Source organism: Streptomyces sp. NPDC093568 (genome assembly GCF_044764945.1).
GTDB lineage: Bacteria > Actinomycetota > Actinomycetes > Streptomycetales > Streptomycetaceae > Streptomyces.
Genome location: NZ_JBIWJD010000004.1, coordinates 338,834 through 358,280, shown reverse-complemented (window position 1 = coordinate 358,280; position 19,447 = coordinate 338,834). Strand labels below are relative to the sequence as shown.

Here is a 19,447-nt window from a genome sequence, read left to right as displayed (position 1 = left end):
CATGCCCGAGATATCCCGCCGTGCCTTCGGTGGCCTCGTCGGCGGCGGTGCCGTGACCGCCGTCGCCGGTACGACCACCGCCGCCGATGCCGCCGCAGCAGCCCCCGCCGAGCGCCCCTTCAAGGCCCGTCCCGCCGCGTCCGGCAGGCGCCCCAACCTCCTCGTCATCCTCGGTGACGACCTCGGCTGGGCCGACCTCTCCTCGTACGGCGCGCCGCACATCAGGACCCCGAACCTGGACCGGCTGGCCCGCCAGGGGGTGCGGTTCACCAACGCCTACTCCGGCTCGGCGACGTGCTCCCCGACCCGCTTCAGCCTCTACACCGGGCGCTATCCGGGGCGTACGCCGGGCGGTCTCGCCGAGCCCATCGCCAACAAGGCGCAGGGGCTGGACCCGAACCATCCCACCCTGGCCTCCCTGCTGAAGAGGGCGGGCTACGCCACAGCGCTCATCGGCAAGTGGCACTGCGGCTGGCTGCCCGATCACAGCCCCACCAAGTCCGGCTGGGACGAGTTCTTCGGCAACTTCGGCGGCGTCCTGGAGTACTACTCCAAGCTCGGCCAGCTGGGTGCCTACGACCTCTACGAGGGCGACGCCGAGTACAAGGACCTGCGCTACTACACGACCGTGCTGACCGAGCGGGCCGTCGAGTACGTGAGCCGGGACCACGACAGGCCCTGGCTGCTGAACCTCAACTTCACGACCCCGCACTGGCCCTGGCTCGCCGAGGGCGACGAGGAGACCGGCGCCGAGATCGAGGCGAAGATCCGGGCCGCGAAGAGCCAGGCCGAGGTCAGCAGGGCGCTCAACCACTACGACGGCGGCTCGGTCGAGAAGTACACGCAGATGGTGGAGAGCCTGGACGCGGCCGTCGGCGAGGTGCTCGACGCCCTGCGCCGGTCGGGGCAGGAGGACGACACCCTCGTGCTCTTCGCCAGCGACAACGGCGGCGAGCGCTACTCCTACAACTGGCCGCTCAGCGGCGAGAAGTTCGTACTGCTGGAGGGCGGCATCCGGGTCCCGTCGATCCTGCGCTGGCCCGCCCGCGTCGACGGCCGGCAGGTCAGCCACGAGCCGGTCTTCTCGCCCGACTGGACGGCCACCCTGCTGGAGCTGGGCGGAGCACGGCCCGACCCGGCGTACCCCCTGGACGGCACCAGCCTCGCCGGCTACCTCCTGCGCGGCAGGGAACTGCCGGAGCGCGACCTGTTCTGGCGGGTGCGGGCCAATCGGGCGCTCAGGCGCGGTGACTGGAAGTACTACCGGGACGAGAAGGGCACCGACCACCTCTACGACCTCGGCGCCGACCAGCGCGAGCAGGCGGACCTGGCACCCGACCGTCCGGAGCTGCTCGCGGAACTCAGGACGTCCTGGGAGCGGATCGCCTCCGGGCTCCTCCCCTACCCCGGCTAGCTAGCCGAGGATCCCCCGCTCGTACGCCGTGGCGACCGCCGCCGCCCGGTCGTTGACGCCCAGCTTGGCGTACAGGTGGGTGAGGTGGGTCTTCACGGTCGCCTCGCTGATGAAGAGTTCGCGGGCGATCTCGCGGTTGGACGTGCCCTTGGCGACCAGGGCCAGCACCTCGCGCTCGCGGGCGGAGAGGGGCTCGTTGCCGGGGGTTCTCGGGGTGCGTACGGCGGAGACCAGGCGGGAGGCCACCGCCGGGGAGAGGACCGTGCGGCCCTCCGCGGCGGCGCGGACCGCGGTGAAGAGCTCGTCGCGCGGGGCGTCCTTGAGGAGGTAGCCCGTCGCGCCGGCCTCGATGGCGGGGAGGGTGTCGGAGTCGGTGTCGTACGTGGTCAGTACGAGGACCTTGGCGCGGGCGCCGGTGCGGGTGAGGTGGGCGATCGCCGCGACCCCGCCGCCGCCCGGCATGCGCAGGTCCATCAGGATCACGTCGGGGTCGAGGGCGGCGGCCCGCTCCAGGGCCTCCTCGCCGCTCGCCGCCTCGCCGAGCACGACGAAGCCGGGCGCGGACTCGAACATGCCGCGCAGACCGTCCCGTACGACGGGGTGGTCGTCGACGATCAGTAGGGAGATGGACGACTCGTCGCTACTCATGGCGTACCAAAGGTACGCGAGCCGACAGGGCCGTTCCGCGCCCCGGTTCGGACTCGACGGTGAGGCAGCCGGCCATGCGCTCGGCGCGGGCGCGCATGCCGGCCAGGCCGAAGCCGCCGGTGTGGCTGCGCTCGGGGAGGACGAGCGGGTCGAAGCCCTCGCCGTCGTCGCGGATGTCGAGGATCACCTCGTCGCCGAGGAAGGACAGGGTGACGCCCACGCGGGTCGCGCGGGCGTGGCGGGCGGCGTTGGAGAGGGCTTCCTGGGCGATCCGCAGGAGGGTCGCCGAGATCTCGTCGTGGAGGTGTTCCGCGGTGCCGGTGACCGTGAAGTCGGCGCGCACGCCGGTGCGTTCGGCCCATTCGGCGACGGTTCCCTTGAGGGCCTGCGGCAGTCCGTCGTTCTCCAGGGCCACGGGGGCGAGGTTGTGCACCGAGCGCCGGGCCTCGCCGAGGCTGTGGCGGGCGAGGGCGGAGGCACGGTCGAGGTGGGAGCGGGCGGTGGGCAGGTCGGGGGCGCCCGCGACGACCTGGAGCTGGGCGATGATGCCGGTCAGGCCCTGGGCGATGGTGTCGTGGATCTCGGCGGCGAGCCGGCGGCGCTCGTCGGCGACGCCGGCCTCCCGCGCCTGGACGAGGAGTTGGGCGTGAAGGGCCGCGTTCTCGTCCAGGGCCTGCTGCAACGCCGCGTTGGTGCGTTCGAGTTCGGCGATGGTCTCGGCGCGGGCGCGGGAGCGTTCCTCCTGCTGGCTGGTGAGGTGGCCGACCACTGTCAGGATCACGTTGTTGACGACCAGGAGTCCGGCGAACACCGCCCACTGCACGGGCTCGTGGAAGGGCAGCCCTCCGGCCTGCGACCCGGAGACCGCGACCGAGCAGGCGAACGGGCCGAGCCACCGCAGCCGCCGGCCGGGGATCAGCTCGTCGGAGTCGAAGTAGCCGGTGACGGCGTAGAACGCGAAGAACGGGTTCAGCCAGGTCAACACGAACCCGAGCGCCCAGCGCAGCCCGTAGTAGACCGTGCCCGCGGTGGACGGGCCCGGGCGGGTGCGGCTCGCCCGGCCCCACCACAACTGGAGGGCGAACCCGGCGGCGACCAGCACCGCGACCGCGATCCGCTCCGCCGTGCCCGGCATCAGCTCGGCGGTGGCGACCGACAGCAGGGTGCCGACCGCGAGCAGCCCGTAGGGCCCCTTGCTGCGGATGAGCTCCCAGCGCCGCTCGATGTCGGTGTCCGCCGCGGTCATGCCTCCAGTCTGCACGGCAGGCCGCCTACTCCCAGCGGAACCAGCGCGCGGCCGCCGCCGACAGCGCGACCGTCCAGGCCGCCATGACGCCGAGGTGGCCCCAGCCTGGCCAGTCGCCCGCCGTGGCCTGGCTCAGGGCCTGGGCGGCGGCGCCGAACGGCGTGAACCCCACGATGTCCGCCATCAGTTCGGGCATGGCCTGCACCGGCAGCCACACGCCCGCGCAGAACAGCATCGGGAAGAACACCGCCGTCCCGACGGCACCCGCGATCTTCACCGTGGCGGACACCGCCGAGATCACCGACCCCAGCGCCAGCGCGACGAGCACGGCGAGGACCAGCGCGAGCAGATAGCCGTACGGCTGTCCGGGCAGTCGTACGTCGTAGACGAGCCGTCCGACCGCGAGCGCCAGCAGCGCCGACAGCACCGCGGCCAGGGCGTGCACCAGCATCTGCGCGGACAGCAGCGCCGAGGGCCGCACCGGGGTGGTGGACATCCGGCGCAGGATGCCCTGTTCCCGGTAGCCGGTCAGGCCGACCGGCATCGACTGCACTCCGGCGACGATCATGCCGACGAGGACGGTCACCGGTACGTAGGTGTCGACGACGCGCAGGCCGCCGAGGCCGTCCTGGGGTTCGCGGAAGGCCGGGACGGCGCCGAGGATCGCCAGCAGCACGGGCGGGAAGACCAGGATCCAGAAGAGGCTGCCGGGTTCGCGGGTGAGCAGGCGGGCCTCGGTGCGCAGCACGGCGGTGTTCATGGCGCGCTCTCCGTCATGTTCGTCTCCGTCATGTGCGTCTCCGACATGTTCGACTCCGTCAGGTCCAGGAACGCGTCGTCCAGCGTGGCGTCGCTGACCCGCAGTTGGTGGGCGGTGATGCGGTGGCGTGCGAGGAGGGTGATCACGGCGTTGACCGTCTCGTCGCTGCCGGACAGGGTGATCCGGCCGTCCTTGTGCTCGACGGAGGCGAGCGCGGGCAGCGCGTTCAGCTCGCCGTCGTCCAGCGGTTCGGACGGCGTGAAGGTGATCACCGTGGCGCGGGCGGAGCGACGGATCAGACCGGCCGGGGTGTCCAGGGCGGCGATGCGGCCCTTGTCGATCACGGCGATCCGGTCGCAGAGGCGCTGCGCCTCCTCCATGAAGTGGGTGACGAGCAGGACGGTTACGCCGTTCGCGCGAATGTCCTCGATGAGTTCCCAGGTGTCCCGGCGGGCCCGGGGGTCGAGGCCGGTGGTCAGCTCGTCCAGGACGACGATCCGTGGGTCCCCGACCAGGGCGAGCGCGATGAACAGGCGCTGCTTCTGGCCGCCGGAGAGCTTGCCGAACCGGGTGCCGAGCCGCTCGGCCAGGCCCAGGCGTTCGGCGAGCGGGCGCCAGTCGGCGGGGCTGGGGTAGAAGGAGGCGTACAGCTGGAGTGCCTCGCGGACGGTGAGTTTCTCCTGGAGGCGGCCCTCCTGGAGCTGGGCGCCGAGGGCCCGGGAGACCCGGTCGTGGTCGGCGACGGGGTCGAGGCCGGTGACCCGGACGCGGCCCGCGTCGGGGACGCGCAGGCCCTCGACGCACTCGACGGTGGTGGTCTTGCCGGCGCCGTTCGGGCCGAGGATGCCGAAGATCTCGCCCTCGTCGACGCTGAAGGAGACCCCGTCCACGACGGTGCGGCCGCCGTAGGACTTGCGCAGGTCGGTGACTTCGATGACGGACATGGCATCAGGGTCGCGGCGCGGCGGGGCCCGCCACATCGGCCGTCGCGCTCGAAGGGACATCCGCCGATCGGTTGATGCCGGACGTACGACCGACCGGCCGCCGCAGCTGTACGACCCCCCGAACACGCAGGTCGTAGGACCATCGACCGAATCCGGACCGGCCAAAACTCGGTGGGCAGTGTCAGTGGCGATCCGTAGGCTCACTGCTGATGGTGACGACACGTGCAACCGCCGAGGCCAGGTCCGAACGTTCCGCCGTGCGTACGCTGCTGCGCCTGTGGCCGTATGTGCGGCCGGTGCGGGTGCGGTTGTTCACCGCCGCGTTCGTGGCGATCGTCGCGTCGTGTCTGTCGCTCGTCATCCCGCTCGTCCTGAAGTGGATGGTGGACGGCCCCGTCGCCGACCGGGATCCGGCCGGGGTGTGGCTCGGGGCGCTGTATCTGCTGCTGCTCGGCCTCGCGGAGGCGCTGCTGTTCGGGCTGCGGCGCTGGCTGGTGGCGCGGCCGCTGGCCGGCGTCGAGGCGGGGATGCGGGCGGATCTGTACCGGCGGCTGCAGCGGCTGCCGGTGGCCTTCCACGACCGGTGGGCGTCGGGACAGCTGCTGTCGCGGGGCACCACGGATCTGATGCTGCTGCGCATGTTCCTCGCCTTTCCGCTGACGTTCTTGCTGGTCAACGGCGTGACCATCCTGGTCGGCGTGATCATCATGCTGCTGCAGGACTGGACGCTGGGGCTGGTGATCCTGATCCCGGCGGTGCCGGTGATGGTCACCTGCGTGATCTTCGAGAAGCGGTACGCCGAGGTGGCGCGCCGTGCGCAGGACCAGGTCGGCGACCTGACGACGGTCGTCGAGGAGAGCGTGCTCGGCATCCGGATCATCAAGGGGTTCGGGCGGCACCGCAGTCAGGCGCGGGCGTTCCGCGAGCTGTCGGGGACGCTACGCGGCACGGAGCTGCGCAAGGCGCGGCTGCTGGCGACGATCTGGGGCGTCATCGTGACGCTGCCGGAGGTGGCGATCGGGGCGGCGCTGGTGCTGGGCGCGGTGCAGGTGGCGGACGGGGAGCTGTCGGCGGGCACGCTGGTGGCGTTCCTGTCGACGGCGCTGGCGCTGCGGTGGCCGGTGGACTCGATCGGGTTCCTGCTGGCGATGAGCCAGGAGGCGGCGACGGCGACGGAGCGGTACTTCGAGGTCATGGACGAGCGGCCGGAGGACCACACGGTCTCGACGGTGCGGGAGGACCGTAAGGACCTCGGACTGCGCTTCCACGACGTGCGGTTCCGCTATCCCGACGCCGCCGCGGACTCACCGCCCGTCCTCGACCGCATCGACCTGCACATCCGCCCCGGCGAGTCCATGGCCCTGGTCGGCGCGACGGGCAGCGGCAAGACGACGCTGACCGCCCTCGTCCCGCGTCTGCACGAGGTGACGTCCGGGCGGATCACCCTCGACGGGCAGGACATCACCGCCATGACCCGCGAGGAGCTGCGCTCCCTCGTCGCCGTCGCCTTCGAGGAGCCCACGCTCTTCTCGGCCAGCGTCGCGGACAACGTTCTCATGGGGGCCGGGGAGGACGCGGGACAGCCCGAGCTGGAGCGGGCGCTCGCGGTCGCGCAGGCCGCCTTCGCGCACGACCTGCCGCACGGCACCGGGACGCAGGTCGGCGAGCAGGGGCTCAGCCTCTCCGGCGGTCAGCGGCAGCGGCTGGCGCTCGCGCGAGCGGTGGTCGGCCGGCCCCGCTTCCTCGTCCTCGACGACCCGCTGTCCGCCCTGGACGTCCACACGGAGGCCGCGGTGGAGGCGGCCCTGCGCGACGTCCTCGCGGAGACTACCGCCCTCATCGTGGCCCACCGCCCCTCCACCGTGCTTCTCGCGGACCGCGTCGCCCTGCTCTCCGACGGCCGGATCACCGCGGTCGGCACGCACCACGAACTGCTGCGGGCCAACGCGGAGTACGCCCATCTGATGGCCGGCGCGCAGGAGGCGGACGGAGCGGGCCCGGCGGATGACCCAGGCCCGGCGGACGAAGTCGGCCCGCTGGACGGAGTGACCGGCGCACCCGAGGAGGCCCATCGATGACCGCCACCGCCGCCGCGCCCGCCAAGGGCCGCCCCGACGGTCAGCCCGACGACGCGGCCCTGGACCCCTTCGACCGCGATGTCCTGCCCACTCCCCCGGGCGCCACGGCCGCCCTCCTGCGCTCGCTGCTCGCCCCGATGAAGGCGCGGGTCGCGCTCACCACCCTTCTGCTGCTGCTCCAGCAGGCGGCGGTGCAGGCAGGGCCGTTGCTGGTGGCGTACGCGATCGACTCGGCGGTGCCGGCGTTCCGGCGGGACGATCTCGGGCCGCTGATCGTGGTCGCGGTCGGGTACCTGCTGTGCGCGCTGGTCTCCGGCGGGCTCCAGTACGCGTTCATCCTGGTCTCGGCCCGCGTGAACCAGGACGTGCTGCTCGACCTGCGCGGCCGGATCTTCCGCCATGCCCAGGCGCTGAGCGTCGACTTCCACGAGCGCTACACCTCGGGCCGGCTCATCTCCCGCTCCACCACGGACGTGGAGTCCCTGCGCGAGCTCCTGAACGAGGGCCTTCAGGAGCTCGTCACCGTCATCCTGTCCTTCGTCTACATCTCGGCGATGCTGCTGTGGCTGGACCTGGGACTGGGCGCGGTCGCCGTGGCCTCGTTCGTGCCGCTGTACCTCCTCGTCCGGATGTACCGGCGGCGCGCGGCGCGGGTGTACCGGCTGCGCTCCACCGCCATCGCGGCGGTGATCGTCAAGTTCGTGGAGACCATGAACGGCATCCGCCCGGTGCGCGCCTTCCGCCGCGAGGCCGCCAACGACGCCGACTTCCAGGTCCTCAACGCCCGGCACGAGCGGACGAACGGCGACGCCCTGCTGGAGATGGCCCGCTACGTCGTCGGCTCCCGGATCGTCGCCAACACGGCGGTCGCGGGCATCGTGCTGTGGGGCGCCTACCGGGTCGCGGGCGGCACGCTGGCCCTCGGTGTGCTGGCGGCGGCCGTGCTGTACCTGCGGCGGCTGTACGACCCGATCGACCGGCTCGGCATGTTCCTCAACTCCTACCAGTCGGCGGCCGCCTCCCTGGAGAAGATCGCCGGGCTGCTCGCCCAGACGCCGTCCGTGCCCGAGCCGTCGACACCCCGGCAGCTCCCGGCGCTGCGGTCCGAGCACCCCGGCCGCGAGGTCGTCTTCGACGGCGTCCGCTTCGGCTACCGCACCGGCGGCGAGGTGCTGCCCCGCTTCGACCTCACCCTCCCGGCCGGGCAGACGGTCGCGGTCGTCGGCTCCACCGGCGCCGGCAAGTCGACGCTGGCCAAGCTGCTCGCCCGCTTCTACGACCCGTCCGACGGCCGGGTCCTGCTGGACGGCGTGGACCTGCGCGAGCTGTCCGTGCCCGAACTGCGGCGCGGGGTGGTGATGGTGACGCAGGAGGCGTTCCTGTTCTCCGGCACCGTCGCCGAGAACATCGCCATCGGCCGCCCCGACGCCACCCGCGAGGAGATCGAGCGGGCCGCGAAGGCCATCGGCGCGCACGACTTCATCAGCTCCCTGCCCGACGGCTACGACACCGACGTACGCAAGCGGGGCGGCCGTATCTCCGCCGGACAGCGTCAACTCGTCGCGTTCGCACGGGCGTTGCTCGCCGATCCAGCCGTGCTGATCCTCGACGAGGCGACCAGCTCCCTCGACATCCCCGGCGAACGGGCGGTGCAGCGCGCGATGGCGACGGTGCTGCACGGGCGTACGGCGGTCGTCATCGCGCACCGGCTGTCCACCGTCGAGATCGCCGACCGGGTCCTGGTGATGGAGCACGGCCGGATCGTCGAGGACGGCACCCCGGCCGAACTGATCGCCGGGACGGGCAGGTTCGCGGATCTGCACCGGGCATGGCGGGACAGCCTGGCATAGCGGGACGGCACGACGGAGGAACGGGGAACGGGGAACGATGATCGACGCGTACGAGGATCCGGGCGAGCCCGACCGCCGTGGCGGCGCGCGCTATCTGTGGTGGCTGGTCACCCAGCAGGCAGGACGGTCGGCGCTCGGGTCCCTGATCTCCGCCGTGTGGATGGTGCTGCTGGCGGCGACGCCGTACCTGCTCTCGCGTGCCGTGGACGAGGGGCTGACGCCCGGTGACTACGCGGCGCTGGCCGGGTGGACCGGCGTGCTGGCCGCGGTGCACGTCTTCAACGCCTGGCTGAGCGTCATGCGGCACCGCACGATGACCCGGGTGCGGATGGACGCCATGTTCCGCACGATCAAGGTCCTGGTCGGCCAGTCGGTCCGGCTGGGCGCCGCGCTGCCGCGCCGGATCGGGGCCGGGGAGGTCGTCACGATCGGCGTCGGCGACGTCCAGACCATCAGCAACTCCCTGACCGTCATCGGGCCGGGATTCGGCGCGGTCGTCGCCTACCTGGCGGTCGCGGTGATGCTGGTGTCCGTGTCCGTGCCGATCGCGGTGGTGGTGCTGCTCGGCATGCCGGCGATAGCGGTGCTCGTCGGCCCGCTGCTCGGGCGGTTGCAGGGCACGGAGACGGAGTACCGGGAGCGGCAGAGCGTCCTGACCGCCCGCATCGCCGACCTCGCGGGCGGGCTGCGCGTCCTCAACGGTCTCGGCGGCAAGGACCTGGTCGCCGACGCCTTCCACCGTGACTCGCAGCGGCTGCGCGCGCAGGGCTACCGGGTCGGGGCGGTGACCAGCTGGGTGCAGGCGCTCGGGGTGGGCCTGCCGACGCTCTTCCTGGCCGTGGTGACCTGGCTGGCGGCCCGCCTGGCCGCCCAGGGCGCCATCACCGTGGGCGAGTTGGTGTCGGTCTACGGCTATGTCGCGGTCCTCATCCGCCCGGTGGCGTTTTTCGTGGAGTTCGTCTACCAGGTGTCCCGCGGGGTGGTGGCGGCCCGTCGGGTCGTACGGTTCCTGCGGCTGGAGCCGATGGCCGACACCGGCACCCGTGACGCGCCCGCGGAGCCGGCGGCGCTGCACGACCCCGAGTCGGGGGTTCGGGTGCCGCCCGGCCGTGTGACCGCGCTGGCCGCCTCGGCTCCGGCGGACGCCGAGGCCGTCGTCGACCGCCTCGGCCGCTACACCTCGTCGGCGGCGACCTGGGGCGGCGTACCCCTGACCGAGATCGCGTTGCCGCAGATCAGACAGCGCATCCTGGTCGCCGACCACGAGGCCGACCTGTTCGCGGACCCGCTGCGCGAGCTGATCTCCGGCCGCGCGGACCGGGACGAGACGGCGATCGCGCGAGCGGTGCGCGCCGCGGTCGCCGAGGACATCGTCCAAGGTCTCCCCGACGGCCTGGACACCCCGATCGACGCCCAGGGCCGCAACCTGTCCGGCGGCCAGCGCCAGCGCGTGCGCCTGGTCCGCGCCCTGCTGGCCGATCCCGAGGTACTCCTGGCGGTGGAACCGACGTCGGCCCTGGACGCCCACACGGAGGCACGGGTCGCCGAACGCCTGCACGAGGCACGCCGGGGCCGCACGACGCTGGTGACGACGACGTCCCCGCTGGTCCTGGACCGCGCGGACACCGTCCACTTCCTGGTCGACGGCAAGGTCACGGCGACGGGCACCCACCGCGAACTGCTGGACGGGGAGCCGGGATACCGGGCGCTGGTGGCCCGGGACGAGAACGCCGAGGAGGTCATGAGTTGACGGCACGGCAACGCCGCTCTTCAGGGGCGCGGGGAACCGCGCGACAAGCCACACCGAACCCGCACCCGGCGAACGACTTAAAGCCCCGAGCTCTTCCCCGCACATCCCTCCCCATCGCGGAACCCAAGGACGTCCGCCGAGCCACCACCCGTCTGATCCGAGCGGACGCCCGCGCCTTCACCGCCGTACTCGCCCTGAACTCCCTCGCCGCGATCGCCGGCCTCGCCGCCCCCTGGCTGGTCGGCCGCATCATCGACGAGGTCCGCGCCGGCCACGGCGTGGCGGCCGTGGACAGACTGGCCCTGGCGATCCTGATCGCGGCGGCGGCCCAGCTGCTGCTGGCCCGCTGGGCCCGCTACGTCGGCCACCGCTTCGGCGAACGCACGCTCGCCCGGGTCCGGGAGGACTTCGTCGACCGTACCCTCGCCCTGCCCGCGAACGTGGTGGAGCGGGCCGGTGCCGGCGACCTCACCGCACGGGGCACCGCGGACGTCGCCGTGGTCGGCACCACCCTGCGCGACGTCGGACCCGAGCTGCTCATCTGCGCCGTACAGGCCCTGTTCCTGCTGGTCGCCGTGGTCACCCTGGACCCGCTCCTCGGCCTGTGCGGGGTCCTCGGCTTCGGCGGCATCCGGTGGGCGCTGCGCTGGTATCTGCGCCGGGCGCGGGACGGCTACCTCGCCGAGGGCGCGGCCACCTCCGACGTCGCGGAGATCCTCGCGGCGACCGCGACCGGCGCCCGCACGGTCGAGGCGCTGCGCCTCGAGGAGCGGCGGATCGCGGCGAGCCGCGACGCGCTGGAGGCGTCCCGGCGCACCCGCTTCCACACGCTGTTCCTGCGCAGCGTCTTCTTCCCGGCCGTCGAGGTGTCCTACGTCGTCCCGGTCGTCACGGTCCTGCTGCTCGGCGGTGTCCTGCTGGAGCGCGGCGCGCTGAGCCTCGGCTCGGTCGTCGCGGCCGCCCTGTATCTGCAGCAGCTGAGCGAGCCGCTGGACGAGATCCTGATGCGGATCGAGCAACTCCAGAGCAGCGGCGCCTCCTTCGCCCGCGTGGAAGGCCTGGCGGGAGCACCGCGGACCGCGGCAGGCGACGCGCCGACGCCCGCGGACGACCGGATCGACGTGAGGGGCGTGCGCTACGCCTACGACCGCGGCCGCGAGGTCCTCGGCGGTGTCGACCTGACCGTGCGGCCGGGGGAACGGCTGGCGGTGGTCGGCCCGTCCGGCGCCGGCAAGACCACCCTGAGCCGGCTGCTCGCGGGCGTGGACGCGCCGAGTGCCGGCTCGGTCACGGTCGGCGGTGTGCCGGTCGTCGCGCTCGGTCCGCAGGAGCTGCGCCGGCAGGTCGTCCTGGTCACCCAGGAGCATCACGTCTTCCTCGGCACGGTCCGCGACAACCTGCGGATCGCCGAGCCGTCCGCCACGGACGACGCCCTGTGGGCCGCGCTGACCGCGGTCGGCGCCGACGTCTGGGTACGGCGGCTGCCCGCCGGCCTCGACACGGCGCTCGGCGACGGCGGCAGCCCCACCGACGGCTCTCAGGCCCAGCAGCTCGCCCTCGCCCGCGTGGTGCTGGCTGACCCGCACACCCTGATCCTCGACGAGGCCACGGCCCTGCTCGACCCGACGACTGCCCGCCACACCGAGCGCGCCCTGGCCGCCGTACTGCGGGGCCGTACGGTCATCGCCATCGCGCACCGCCTGCACACCGCGCACGACGCCGACCGCGTGGCCGTGATGGAGAACGGCCTGCTCACCGAGCTCGGCACCCACGAGGAGCTGGTCGCGGCGGGCGGGGCGTACGCGTCGCTGTGGCGGTCCTGGCACGGGGAGCGGCGCGCCTGAACAGGCGATCTATGCTCGTTGCCGTAGGAGATCCCTGACACGCCGAAGAACGCCCCAGCAGAAAGCCGCGGTCCATTGAACTTCTGGTCGATCTACCAGCACGGCTTCGCGCGGGTCGCCGCCTGTACGGGCCACACCGTCATCGCCGACCCGCACGCCAACGCGCAGACCGTGCTGCGGCAGGCGCGCGGGTGCGCCGAGGAGGGCGTCGCGGTCGCGGTCTTCCCCGAGCTGGGCCTGACCGGCTACTCGATCGAGGACCTGCTGCTCCAGGACGCCGTGCTCGACGACGTCGAGCAGGCGCTCGGCACGGTCGTGGCCGGGTCGGCGGAGCTGCTGCCGGTCCTGGTGGTCGGCGCCCCGCTGCGGCACCGCCACCGGATCTACAACTGCGCGGTGATCGTGCACCGCGGGCGGATCCTCGGCGTGGCGCCGAAGTCGTACCCGCCGAACTACCGCGAGTTCTACGAGCGGCGGCAGATCGCGTCCGGCGACGACGAGCGCGGCGGGACGATCCGGGTCGGCGGCGAGGAGGTCCCGTTCGGCGTGGACCTGCTCTTCGAGGCCCAGGACGTCCCCGGCCTGGTGCTGCACGCGGAGATCTGCGAGGACATGTGGGTGCCGGTGCCGCCGAGCGCCGAGGCGGCGCTGGCCGGCGCGACGGTGCTCGCCAACCTCTCGGGCAGCCCGATCACGGTGGGCCGGGCCGAGGACCGGCGGCTGCTGTGCCGCTCGGCGTCCTCGCGCTGCCTCGCGGCGTACGTCTACTCCGCGGCGGGGCTGGGTGAGTCGACCACGGACCTGTCGTGGGACGGCCAGACCATGGTCTACGAGAACGGCGTCCTGCTGGCCGAGACGGACCGCTTCTCCCCCGACGACCAGTTCGCGGTGGCCGACGTCGATCTCGATCTGCTCCGGCAGGAGCGGCAGCGGATGGGCACGTTCGACGACAACCGCCGTACGCACGCCGGGCGGACCGGGGACTTCCGCCGGGTGCCGTTCCGGCTCGGCCCGCCGACAAGCGACCTGGGGCTGAGGCGGCGGGTCGAGCGCTTCCCGTTCGTGCCGGCCGACGCCGAGCGGCTCGCGCTGGACTGCTACGAGGCGTACAACATCCAGGTGGCGGGCCTGCAGCAGCGGCTCGCGGCGATCGGCGGCCCGAAGGTCGTCATCGGGGTGTCGGGCGGGCTGGACTCCACGCACGCGCTGATCGTCGCCGCCCGGGCGATGGACCGCGCCGACCGTCCGCGCAGCGACATCCTGGCGTTCACCCTGCCGGGCTTCGCCACCAGCGACCACACCAAGGGCAACGCCCACAAGCTGATGAACTCGCTGGGCGTGACCGCGGCCGAGCTGGACATCACGCCGACCGCGCGGCTGATGCTGAAGGAGATGGGCCACCCGTTCGCGTCCGGTGAGCCGGTGTACGACGTCACCTTCGAGAACGTGCAGGCGGGCCTGCGCACCGACTACCTGTTCCGGCTCGCCAACCAGCGCGGTGGCATCGTGCTCGGCACCGGTGACCTCTCGGAGCTGGCGCTGGGCTGGTCCACGTACGGCGTCGGCGACCAGATGAGCCACTACAACGTCAACGGCGGGGTGCCGAAGACGCTGATCCAGCATCTGATCCGCTGGGTCATCGGCAGCGAGCAGTTCGACGAGGAGACCGGCCGGACGCTGGCCGCGATCCTCGACACGGAGATCAGCCCGGAGCTGGTGCCGGGCGAGGAACTGCAGTCGACCGAGTCGAAGATCGGGCCCTACGCGCTGCACGACTTCACGCTCTTCCACGTCCTGCGGTACGGCTTCCGGCCGTCGAAGATCGCCTTCCTGGCCTGGCACGCGTGGCACGAGGCGGACGCCGGCGCCTGGCCGCCCGGCTTCCCCGAGGCGAAGCGGGTGGCGTACGACCTGGCCGAGATCAAGCGCTGGCTGGAGGTCTTCTGCCGCCGCTTCTTCGCGTTCGCACAGTTCAAGCGCTCGGCGATGCCGAACGGGCCGAAGGTGTCGGCCGGTGGTTCGCTCTCGCCGCGCGGTGACTGGCGCGCGCCGTCGGACGGCAACGCGGCGGCGTGGCTGCGCGATCTCGCGCGCCTCGACGCTTGAGACATCCGGTCCGTTTATCGAACGTGAACTCCCGGACAACGGACGATTTCCGGCCAACTTCCTGACGCGGTCCTGACAGAAACCGCAACCACCTGCCACTCTTCCCACGGCCGCGGCACAGCAACCCCACAGCACCGCCCCACGGCGGCGCACGCGGCCGAACTCCCGCACGCGCACGTCCAGTTCCCGCACGCGCTCGTCGTTCTGCGTACCACCCGATCTGCCCGGACGGCCCACCCGCCGGCCGGTCTCCCCTGGCCGCGTGATCCGCGGCCGCGCAGAAGGAGTCAGTGTTGAGAGACAGTTCCTCCCACAGACGCACCCCCCACACGACGTCCCGGAGGGCCGCCGCCGTCGCCCTTGTCGGCGTCTCCGCCCTGATCGCCGCGGCCGTCCAGTCGGGCGCCGCCACCGCAGCCCCGGAGAAGGCACCGTCGGCCGCGGGCAAGGTCATACCGGGCGCCGAGTCCGTCAAGCTGTCCCCCGCCCAGCGCGCCGAGCTGATACGCGAGGCCAACGCCGCCAAGGCGGACACCGCCAAGGACCTGGGCCTCGGCGCCAAGGAGAAGCTGGTCGTCCGTGACGTCGTCAAGGACGGCAACGGCACGGTCCACACCCGCTACGAGCGGACCTACGACGGTCTGCCCGTCCTCGGCGGCGACCTGGTCGTCGAGACCACGAAGTCCGGCGCCACCAAGGACGTCGTGAAGGCGACCCGCGCCGCCATCAAGCCGGCCACCACGACCGCCGCCGTCCCCGCCGCCAAGGCCGAGAAGCAGGCGCTGGCCGCGGCGAAGGCCGAGGACGCCAAGAGCCCGGACGTCAACAAGGCGCCGCGCAAGGTGATCTGGGCCGCGAACGGCAAGCCGACCCTCGCCTACGAGACCGTCGTCGGCGGCCTCCAGGAGGACGGCACCCCGAACGAGCTGCACGTCATCACGGACGCCGCGACCGGCGCCAAGCTGTACGAGTACCAGGCCATCGAGACCGGTACCGGCAACACGATGTACAGCGGCACGGTGACGCTGGGCACCACGCAGTCGGGGTCGACGTACAACCTGACCGACGGCGCGCGCGGCAACCACAAGACGTACAACCTCAACCGCGGCACCTCCGGCACCGGCACCCTCTTCTCGGGTCCCGACGACGTGTGGGGCAACGGCGCCGCGTCCAACCTGGAGACCGCGGGCGCCGACGCGCACTACGGTGCCGCGCTGACGTGGGACTACTACAAGAACGTGCACGGCCGCAGCGGCATCAAGGGCGACGGCGTCGGCGCCTACTCCCGCGTCCACTACGGCAACAACTACGTGAACGCGTTCTGGTCCGACAGCTGCTTCTGCATGACGTACGGCGACGGTTCGGGCAACGCCAACCCGCTGACCTCGATCGACGTGGCCGGCCACGAGATGACGCACGGCGTCACGTCCAACACCGCGGGCCTCGTCTACAGCGGCGAGTCCGGCGGTCTGAACGAGGCGACCTCCGACATCTTCGGCTCGACCGTCGAGTTCTACGCCAACAACTCCTCCGACGTCGGTGACTACCTCATCGGCGAGGAGATCAACATCAACGGCGACGGCACCCCGCTGCGCTACATGGACAAGCCGAGCAAGGACGGCGCGTCCAAGGACGCCTGGTACTCGGGCATCGGCTCGATCGACGTGCACTACTCGTCGGGCCCGGCGAACCACTTCTTCTACCTGCTGAGCGAGGGCAGCGGCACCAAGAGCATCAACGGTGTCACCTACAACTCGCCCACCTCGGACGGCCTTCCGGTCACCGGCATCGGCCGCGACAAGGCGGAGAAGATCTGGTTCCGCTCGCTGACCACCAAGTTCACCTCGAACACCAACTACGCGGCCGCCCGCACCGGCACCCTCGCGGCCACCGGTGAGCTGTACGGCACCACGAGCCCCGAGTACAAGGCCGTGCAGGACGCCTGGGCCGGCGTCGCCGTGGGCACCCGCCCCGGGGGCGGCGGCGGTACGTCGTTCGAGAGCGGCACCGACGTGTCGATCCCGGACAACGGGGCGGCGGTCACCTCGCCGATCACGGTGTCCGGCCGGACCGGCAACGCGCCGTCCAACCTCCAGGTCGCCGTGGACATCGTGCACACCTACGTCGGTGACCTCAAGGTGGATCTGCTCGCCCCCGACGGCACGGTGTACACGCTGAAGGGCTACGGCACCGGCGGCAGTTCGGACAACCTCAACACGACGTACACGGTGAACGCCTCCTCCGAGGTGGCCAACGGCGTCTGGACGCTGCGCGTCCAGGACAACGCGGCCATCGACACCGGTTACATCAACAGCTGGAAGCTCACCTTCCCGTAGGCCCGTTCGCGGTCTGCCTCTGACAGGGCGTCGTCTCGGTGGGTTCAACTCCCGCCGGGACGGCGCCCGTTCACGTTTCTGAAACATTCACCCTTCAGTCAAGTTTTGGCCAACATCACCGAGCAGTCCTGACATGTACGCGTCCCAGGTGTCACGCTTCCCCCACCCGCCGCACCAGCACCAATGCACCTCCCCCACAAAAGGAGCTCGTGTGACCCCCCTCTACGCGCGTCGCAAGCGCACCACCCTGGCCATAGCCACCACCGTGGCGGCCGGGGCCCTCCTCACCACCGCGCTGACCTCCGGTGGTTCGGCCGCCGCGGCCGCCGGCACCAAGGCCACCCCACTGGCGGTCCCGGTCGCGCTCGCCCCCGCGGCCCGCACCACCCTCATCAAGGACCAGCAGGCCAAGGCCGCCGAGACCGCCGACGAGATAGGCCTCGGCGCCCAGGAGAAGCTGGTCGTCAAGGACGTCGTCAAGGACGCCGACGGCAGCGTCCACACCCGCTACGAGCGCACCTACGCGGGCCTGCCGGTCCTCGGCGGCGACCTGGTCGTCCACGAGTCGGCGTCCGGCGCGAGAAAGGGCGTGACCAAGGCGACGAAGGCCACCATCAAGGTCGCCTCGCTCAAGCCGGCCATCACGGCGGACAAGGCCGAGGGCCAGGCCGTGAAGCTGGCCAAGGCGGCGGGCTCGGCGAAGACCGAGGCGAACCAGGCGCCCCGCAAGGTGATCTGGGCCGCGGACGGCAAGCCGACCCTCGCCTACGAGACCGTCGTCGGCGGCCTCCAGGACGACGGCACCCCGAACGAGCTGCACGTCATCACCGACGCGGCCACCGGCAAGAAGCTCTTCGAGTACCAGGGCATCGAGACCGGCAGCGGCAAGAGCCTGTACTCGGGCACGGTCACCCTCGGCACGACCAAGTCGGGTTCGACGTACCAGCTGTACGACACCACGCGCGGCGGCCACAAGACGTACAACAAGGCCCGCAGCACCAGTTCCTCCGCCGGCACGCTGTTCACGGACGCGGACGACGCCTGGGGCACCGGCACCGCCTCCAGCTCCTCCTCCGACCAGACGGCCGCCGTCGACGCGGCCTACGGCGCGCAGGAGACCTGGGACTTCTACAAGGAGACCTTCGGCCGCAGCGGCATCAAGAACGACGGCAAGGCCGCCTACTCGCGTGTCCACTACGGCAACGCCTACGTCAACGCGTTCTGGTCCGACAGCTGCTTCTGCATGACGTACGGCGACGGCGAGGGCAACACCAACCCGCTGACCTCGCTGGACGTGGCCGGCCACGAGATGACCCACGGCGTCACCTCCAACACCGCGGGCCTGAACTACTCCGGCGAGTCCGGCGGTCTGAACGAGGCGACCTCCGACATCTTCGGCACGGCGGTGGAGTTCTACGCCAACAACTCCTCCGACGTCGGTGACTACCTCATCGGCGAGGAGATCGACATCAACGGCGACGGCACCCCGCTGCGCTACATGGACAAGCCGAGCAAGGACGGCGCGTCCAAGGACAGCTGGTCCTCGTCGCTGGGCGGCCTGGACGTGCACTACTCCTCGGGCCCCGCGAACCACTTCTTCTACCTGCTGTCGGAGGGCAGCGGCAAGAAGACGATCAACGGGGTCAGCTACGACTCCCCGACGTCCAACGGCTCGACGGTCACCGGGATCGGCCGCGCCAAGGCCGCCGCGATCTGGTACAAGGCCCTGACCGAGTACATGACCTCGACCACCAACTACAAGGCCGCCCGCACGGCGACGCTGAGCGCGGCGTCCGCCTTGTACGGCTCCACCAGCACCGAGTACAAGACGGTGGCGGCGGCATGGTCCGCCATCAACGTGAGCTGACGCGCGGGCAGTGATGGGCGGCCCCCGGGACGAAGGCATCCCCGGGGGCCGCCCTACTCTTGGTGACTATGTCTTTGGGGCCTTTCACGTACGACGACGTCGGCGCGACCCGGGAGAACGGCTTCTGCCCGCCCGGCTTCCACTCCCTGCACGTACGCACCCGCATCGGCGAGGGCGAGGACGTCTTCCGCAGAGCCGCCGAGGCGGTCATGGCCTGGGAGATGCACCGCGCGCTGGGCGTCGGCATAGAGGCCTCGGCCGACCGCGCGGCTCCCGACGTCAACGTCACCGTCACCCTCGCCGGCGTCATCAAGGCCCCCTGCCGCGTCGTGTGGACGGTCGAGGAGTACCGCCGCGTCGGCTGGGCGTACGGCACCCTCTCCGGCCACCCCGAGAGCGGCGAGGAGGCCTTCGTCGTCGAACGCACCGGCGACGGCACGGTCTGGCTGACCGTCCGCGCCTTCAGCCGCGCGGCCAAGTGGTACACCCGAGCGGGCGGAGCGGCCGCGCGCGGCCTGCAGCAGGCCTACGCGCGGCGGTGCGGGGCGGTGTTGCGGCAGCTCTGCGAGCGGGAGTTCAAGGAGGAGTACTGACGGACGGCCGC

Annotated in this window: 13 protein-coding genes; 9 read left to right on the top strand and 4 right to left on the bottom strand. The window is 71.9% G+C overall.

The window, feature by feature from the left end; translation table 11 throughout:
• The first annotated feature begins 1 nt into the window (after nt 1).
• A complete protein-coding gene (locus ACIRD7_RS19025) occupies nt 2–1,414 on the top strand; it encodes a sulfatase (RefSeq protein WP_403454430.1) in 1,413 nt (470 codons plus the stop codon).
• Here the strand turns inward: ACIRD7_RS19025 and ACIRD7_RS19020 are convergent, their stop codons facing one another.
• The 4 genes from ACIRD7_RS19020 to ACIRD7_RS19005 are packed head-to-tail and all read right to left on the bottom strand — an operon-like array spanning nt 1,415 to nt 5,012.
• Nucleotides 1,415–2,062, bottom strand: a complete 648-nt coding sequence (locus ACIRD7_RS19020; protein WP_403454427.1) for a response regulator — start codon at nt 2,060–2,062, stop codon at nt 1,415–1,417.
• The gene (locus ACIRD7_RS19015) at nt 2,055–3,308 is read right to left on the bottom strand and encodes a sensor histidine kinase (RefSeq protein WP_403454426.1); all 1,254 of its coding nucleotides are present in this window, start codon (nt 3,306–3,308) and stop codon (nt 2,055–2,057) included. Before ACIRD7_RS19015 ends, ACIRD7_RS19020 begins: the two co-directional genes overlap by 8 nt.
• A gap of 25 nt (nt 3,309–3,333) precedes the next feature.
• Nucleotides 3,334–4,068 carry an ABC transporter permease gene (locus ACIRD7_RS19010; protein WP_403454423.1) on the bottom strand — a complete coding sequence of 245 codons (735 nt, stop codon included), beginning with the start codon at nt 4,066–4,068 and terminating at the stop codon, nt 3,334–3,336.
• The gene (locus tag ACIRD7_RS19005) at nt 4,065–5,012 is read right to left on the bottom strand and encodes an ATP-binding cassette domain-containing protein (RefSeq protein ID WP_403454421.1); all 948 of its coding nucleotides are present in this window, start codon (nt 5,010–5,012) and stop codon (nt 4,065–4,067) included. Before ACIRD7_RS19005 ends, ACIRD7_RS19010 begins: the two co-directional genes overlap by 4 nt.
• Before the next feature lie 209 nt (nt 5,013–5,221).
• On the opposite strand from ACIRD7_RS19005, the gene ACIRD7_RS19000 reads away from it, so the two are divergent.
• The 8 genes from ACIRD7_RS19000 to ACIRD7_RS18965 all read left to right on the top strand — a co-directional run bounded on the left by ACIRD7_RS19000 (nt 5,222) and on the right by ACIRD7_RS18965 (nt 19,436).
• Nucleotides 5,222–7,090, top strand: a complete 1,869-nt coding sequence (locus ACIRD7_RS19000) for an ABC transporter ATP-binding protein (protein ID WP_403454419.1) — start codon at nt 5,222–5,224, stop codon at nt 7,088–7,090.
• Complete coding sequence (locus ACIRD7_RS18995; RefSeq protein WP_403454417.1) at nt 7,087–8,940, top strand: ABC transporter ATP-binding protein; 1,854 nt, start codon at nt 7,087–7,089, stop codon at nt 8,938–8,940. The genes ACIRD7_RS19000 and ACIRD7_RS18995 overlap by 4 nt, the downstream gene beginning before the upstream one ends.
• Nucleotides 8,941–8,977: 37 nt before the next feature.
• Nucleotides 8,978–10,690 (top strand): ABC transporter transmembrane domain-containing protein, encoded by a 1,713-nt coding sequence (locus ACIRD7_RS18990; protein ID WP_403454415.1) that lies wholly within the window; start codon nt 8,978–8,980, stop codon nt 10,688–10,690.
• Nucleotides 10,691–10,803: 113 nt separating this feature from the next.
• On the top strand, nt 10,804–12,534 hold the full coding sequence (locus ACIRD7_RS18985; protein WP_403455097.1) for an ABC transporter ATP-binding protein: 1,731 nt from the start codon (nt 10,804–10,806) through the stop codon (nt 12,532–12,534).
• A gap of 75 nt (nt 12,535–12,609) precedes the next feature.
• Entirely contained in the window at nt 12,610–14,640 is a 2,031-nt protein-coding gene (locus ACIRD7_RS18980) for an NAD(+) synthase (RefSeq protein ID WP_403454414.1), read from the top strand.
• Nucleotides 14,641–14,933: 293 nt separating this feature from the next.
• Nucleotides 14,934–16,976, top strand: coding sequence for a M4 family metallopeptidase (locus tag ACIRD7_RS18975; RefSeq protein ID WP_403454412.1), 2,043 nt, complete (start codon nt 14,934–14,936; stop codon nt 16,974–16,976).
• A 211-nt stretch (nt 16,977–17,187) separates the two neighbouring features.
• The gene (locus ACIRD7_RS18970; RefSeq protein WP_403454410.1) at nt 17,188–18,843 is read left to right on the top strand and encodes a M4 family metallopeptidase; all 1,656 of its coding nucleotides are present in this window, start codon (nt 17,188–17,190) and stop codon (nt 18,841–18,843) included.
• A 68-nt stretch (nt 18,844–18,911) separates the two neighbouring features.
• Nucleotides 18,912–19,436: a DUF1990 family protein gene (locus ACIRD7_RS18965; RefSeq protein ID WP_403454409.1), complete on the top strand. Its 525-nt coding sequence runs from the start codon at nt 18,912–18,914 to the stop codon at nt 19,434–19,436.
• Nucleotides 19,437–19,447: the final 11 nt, after the last annotated feature.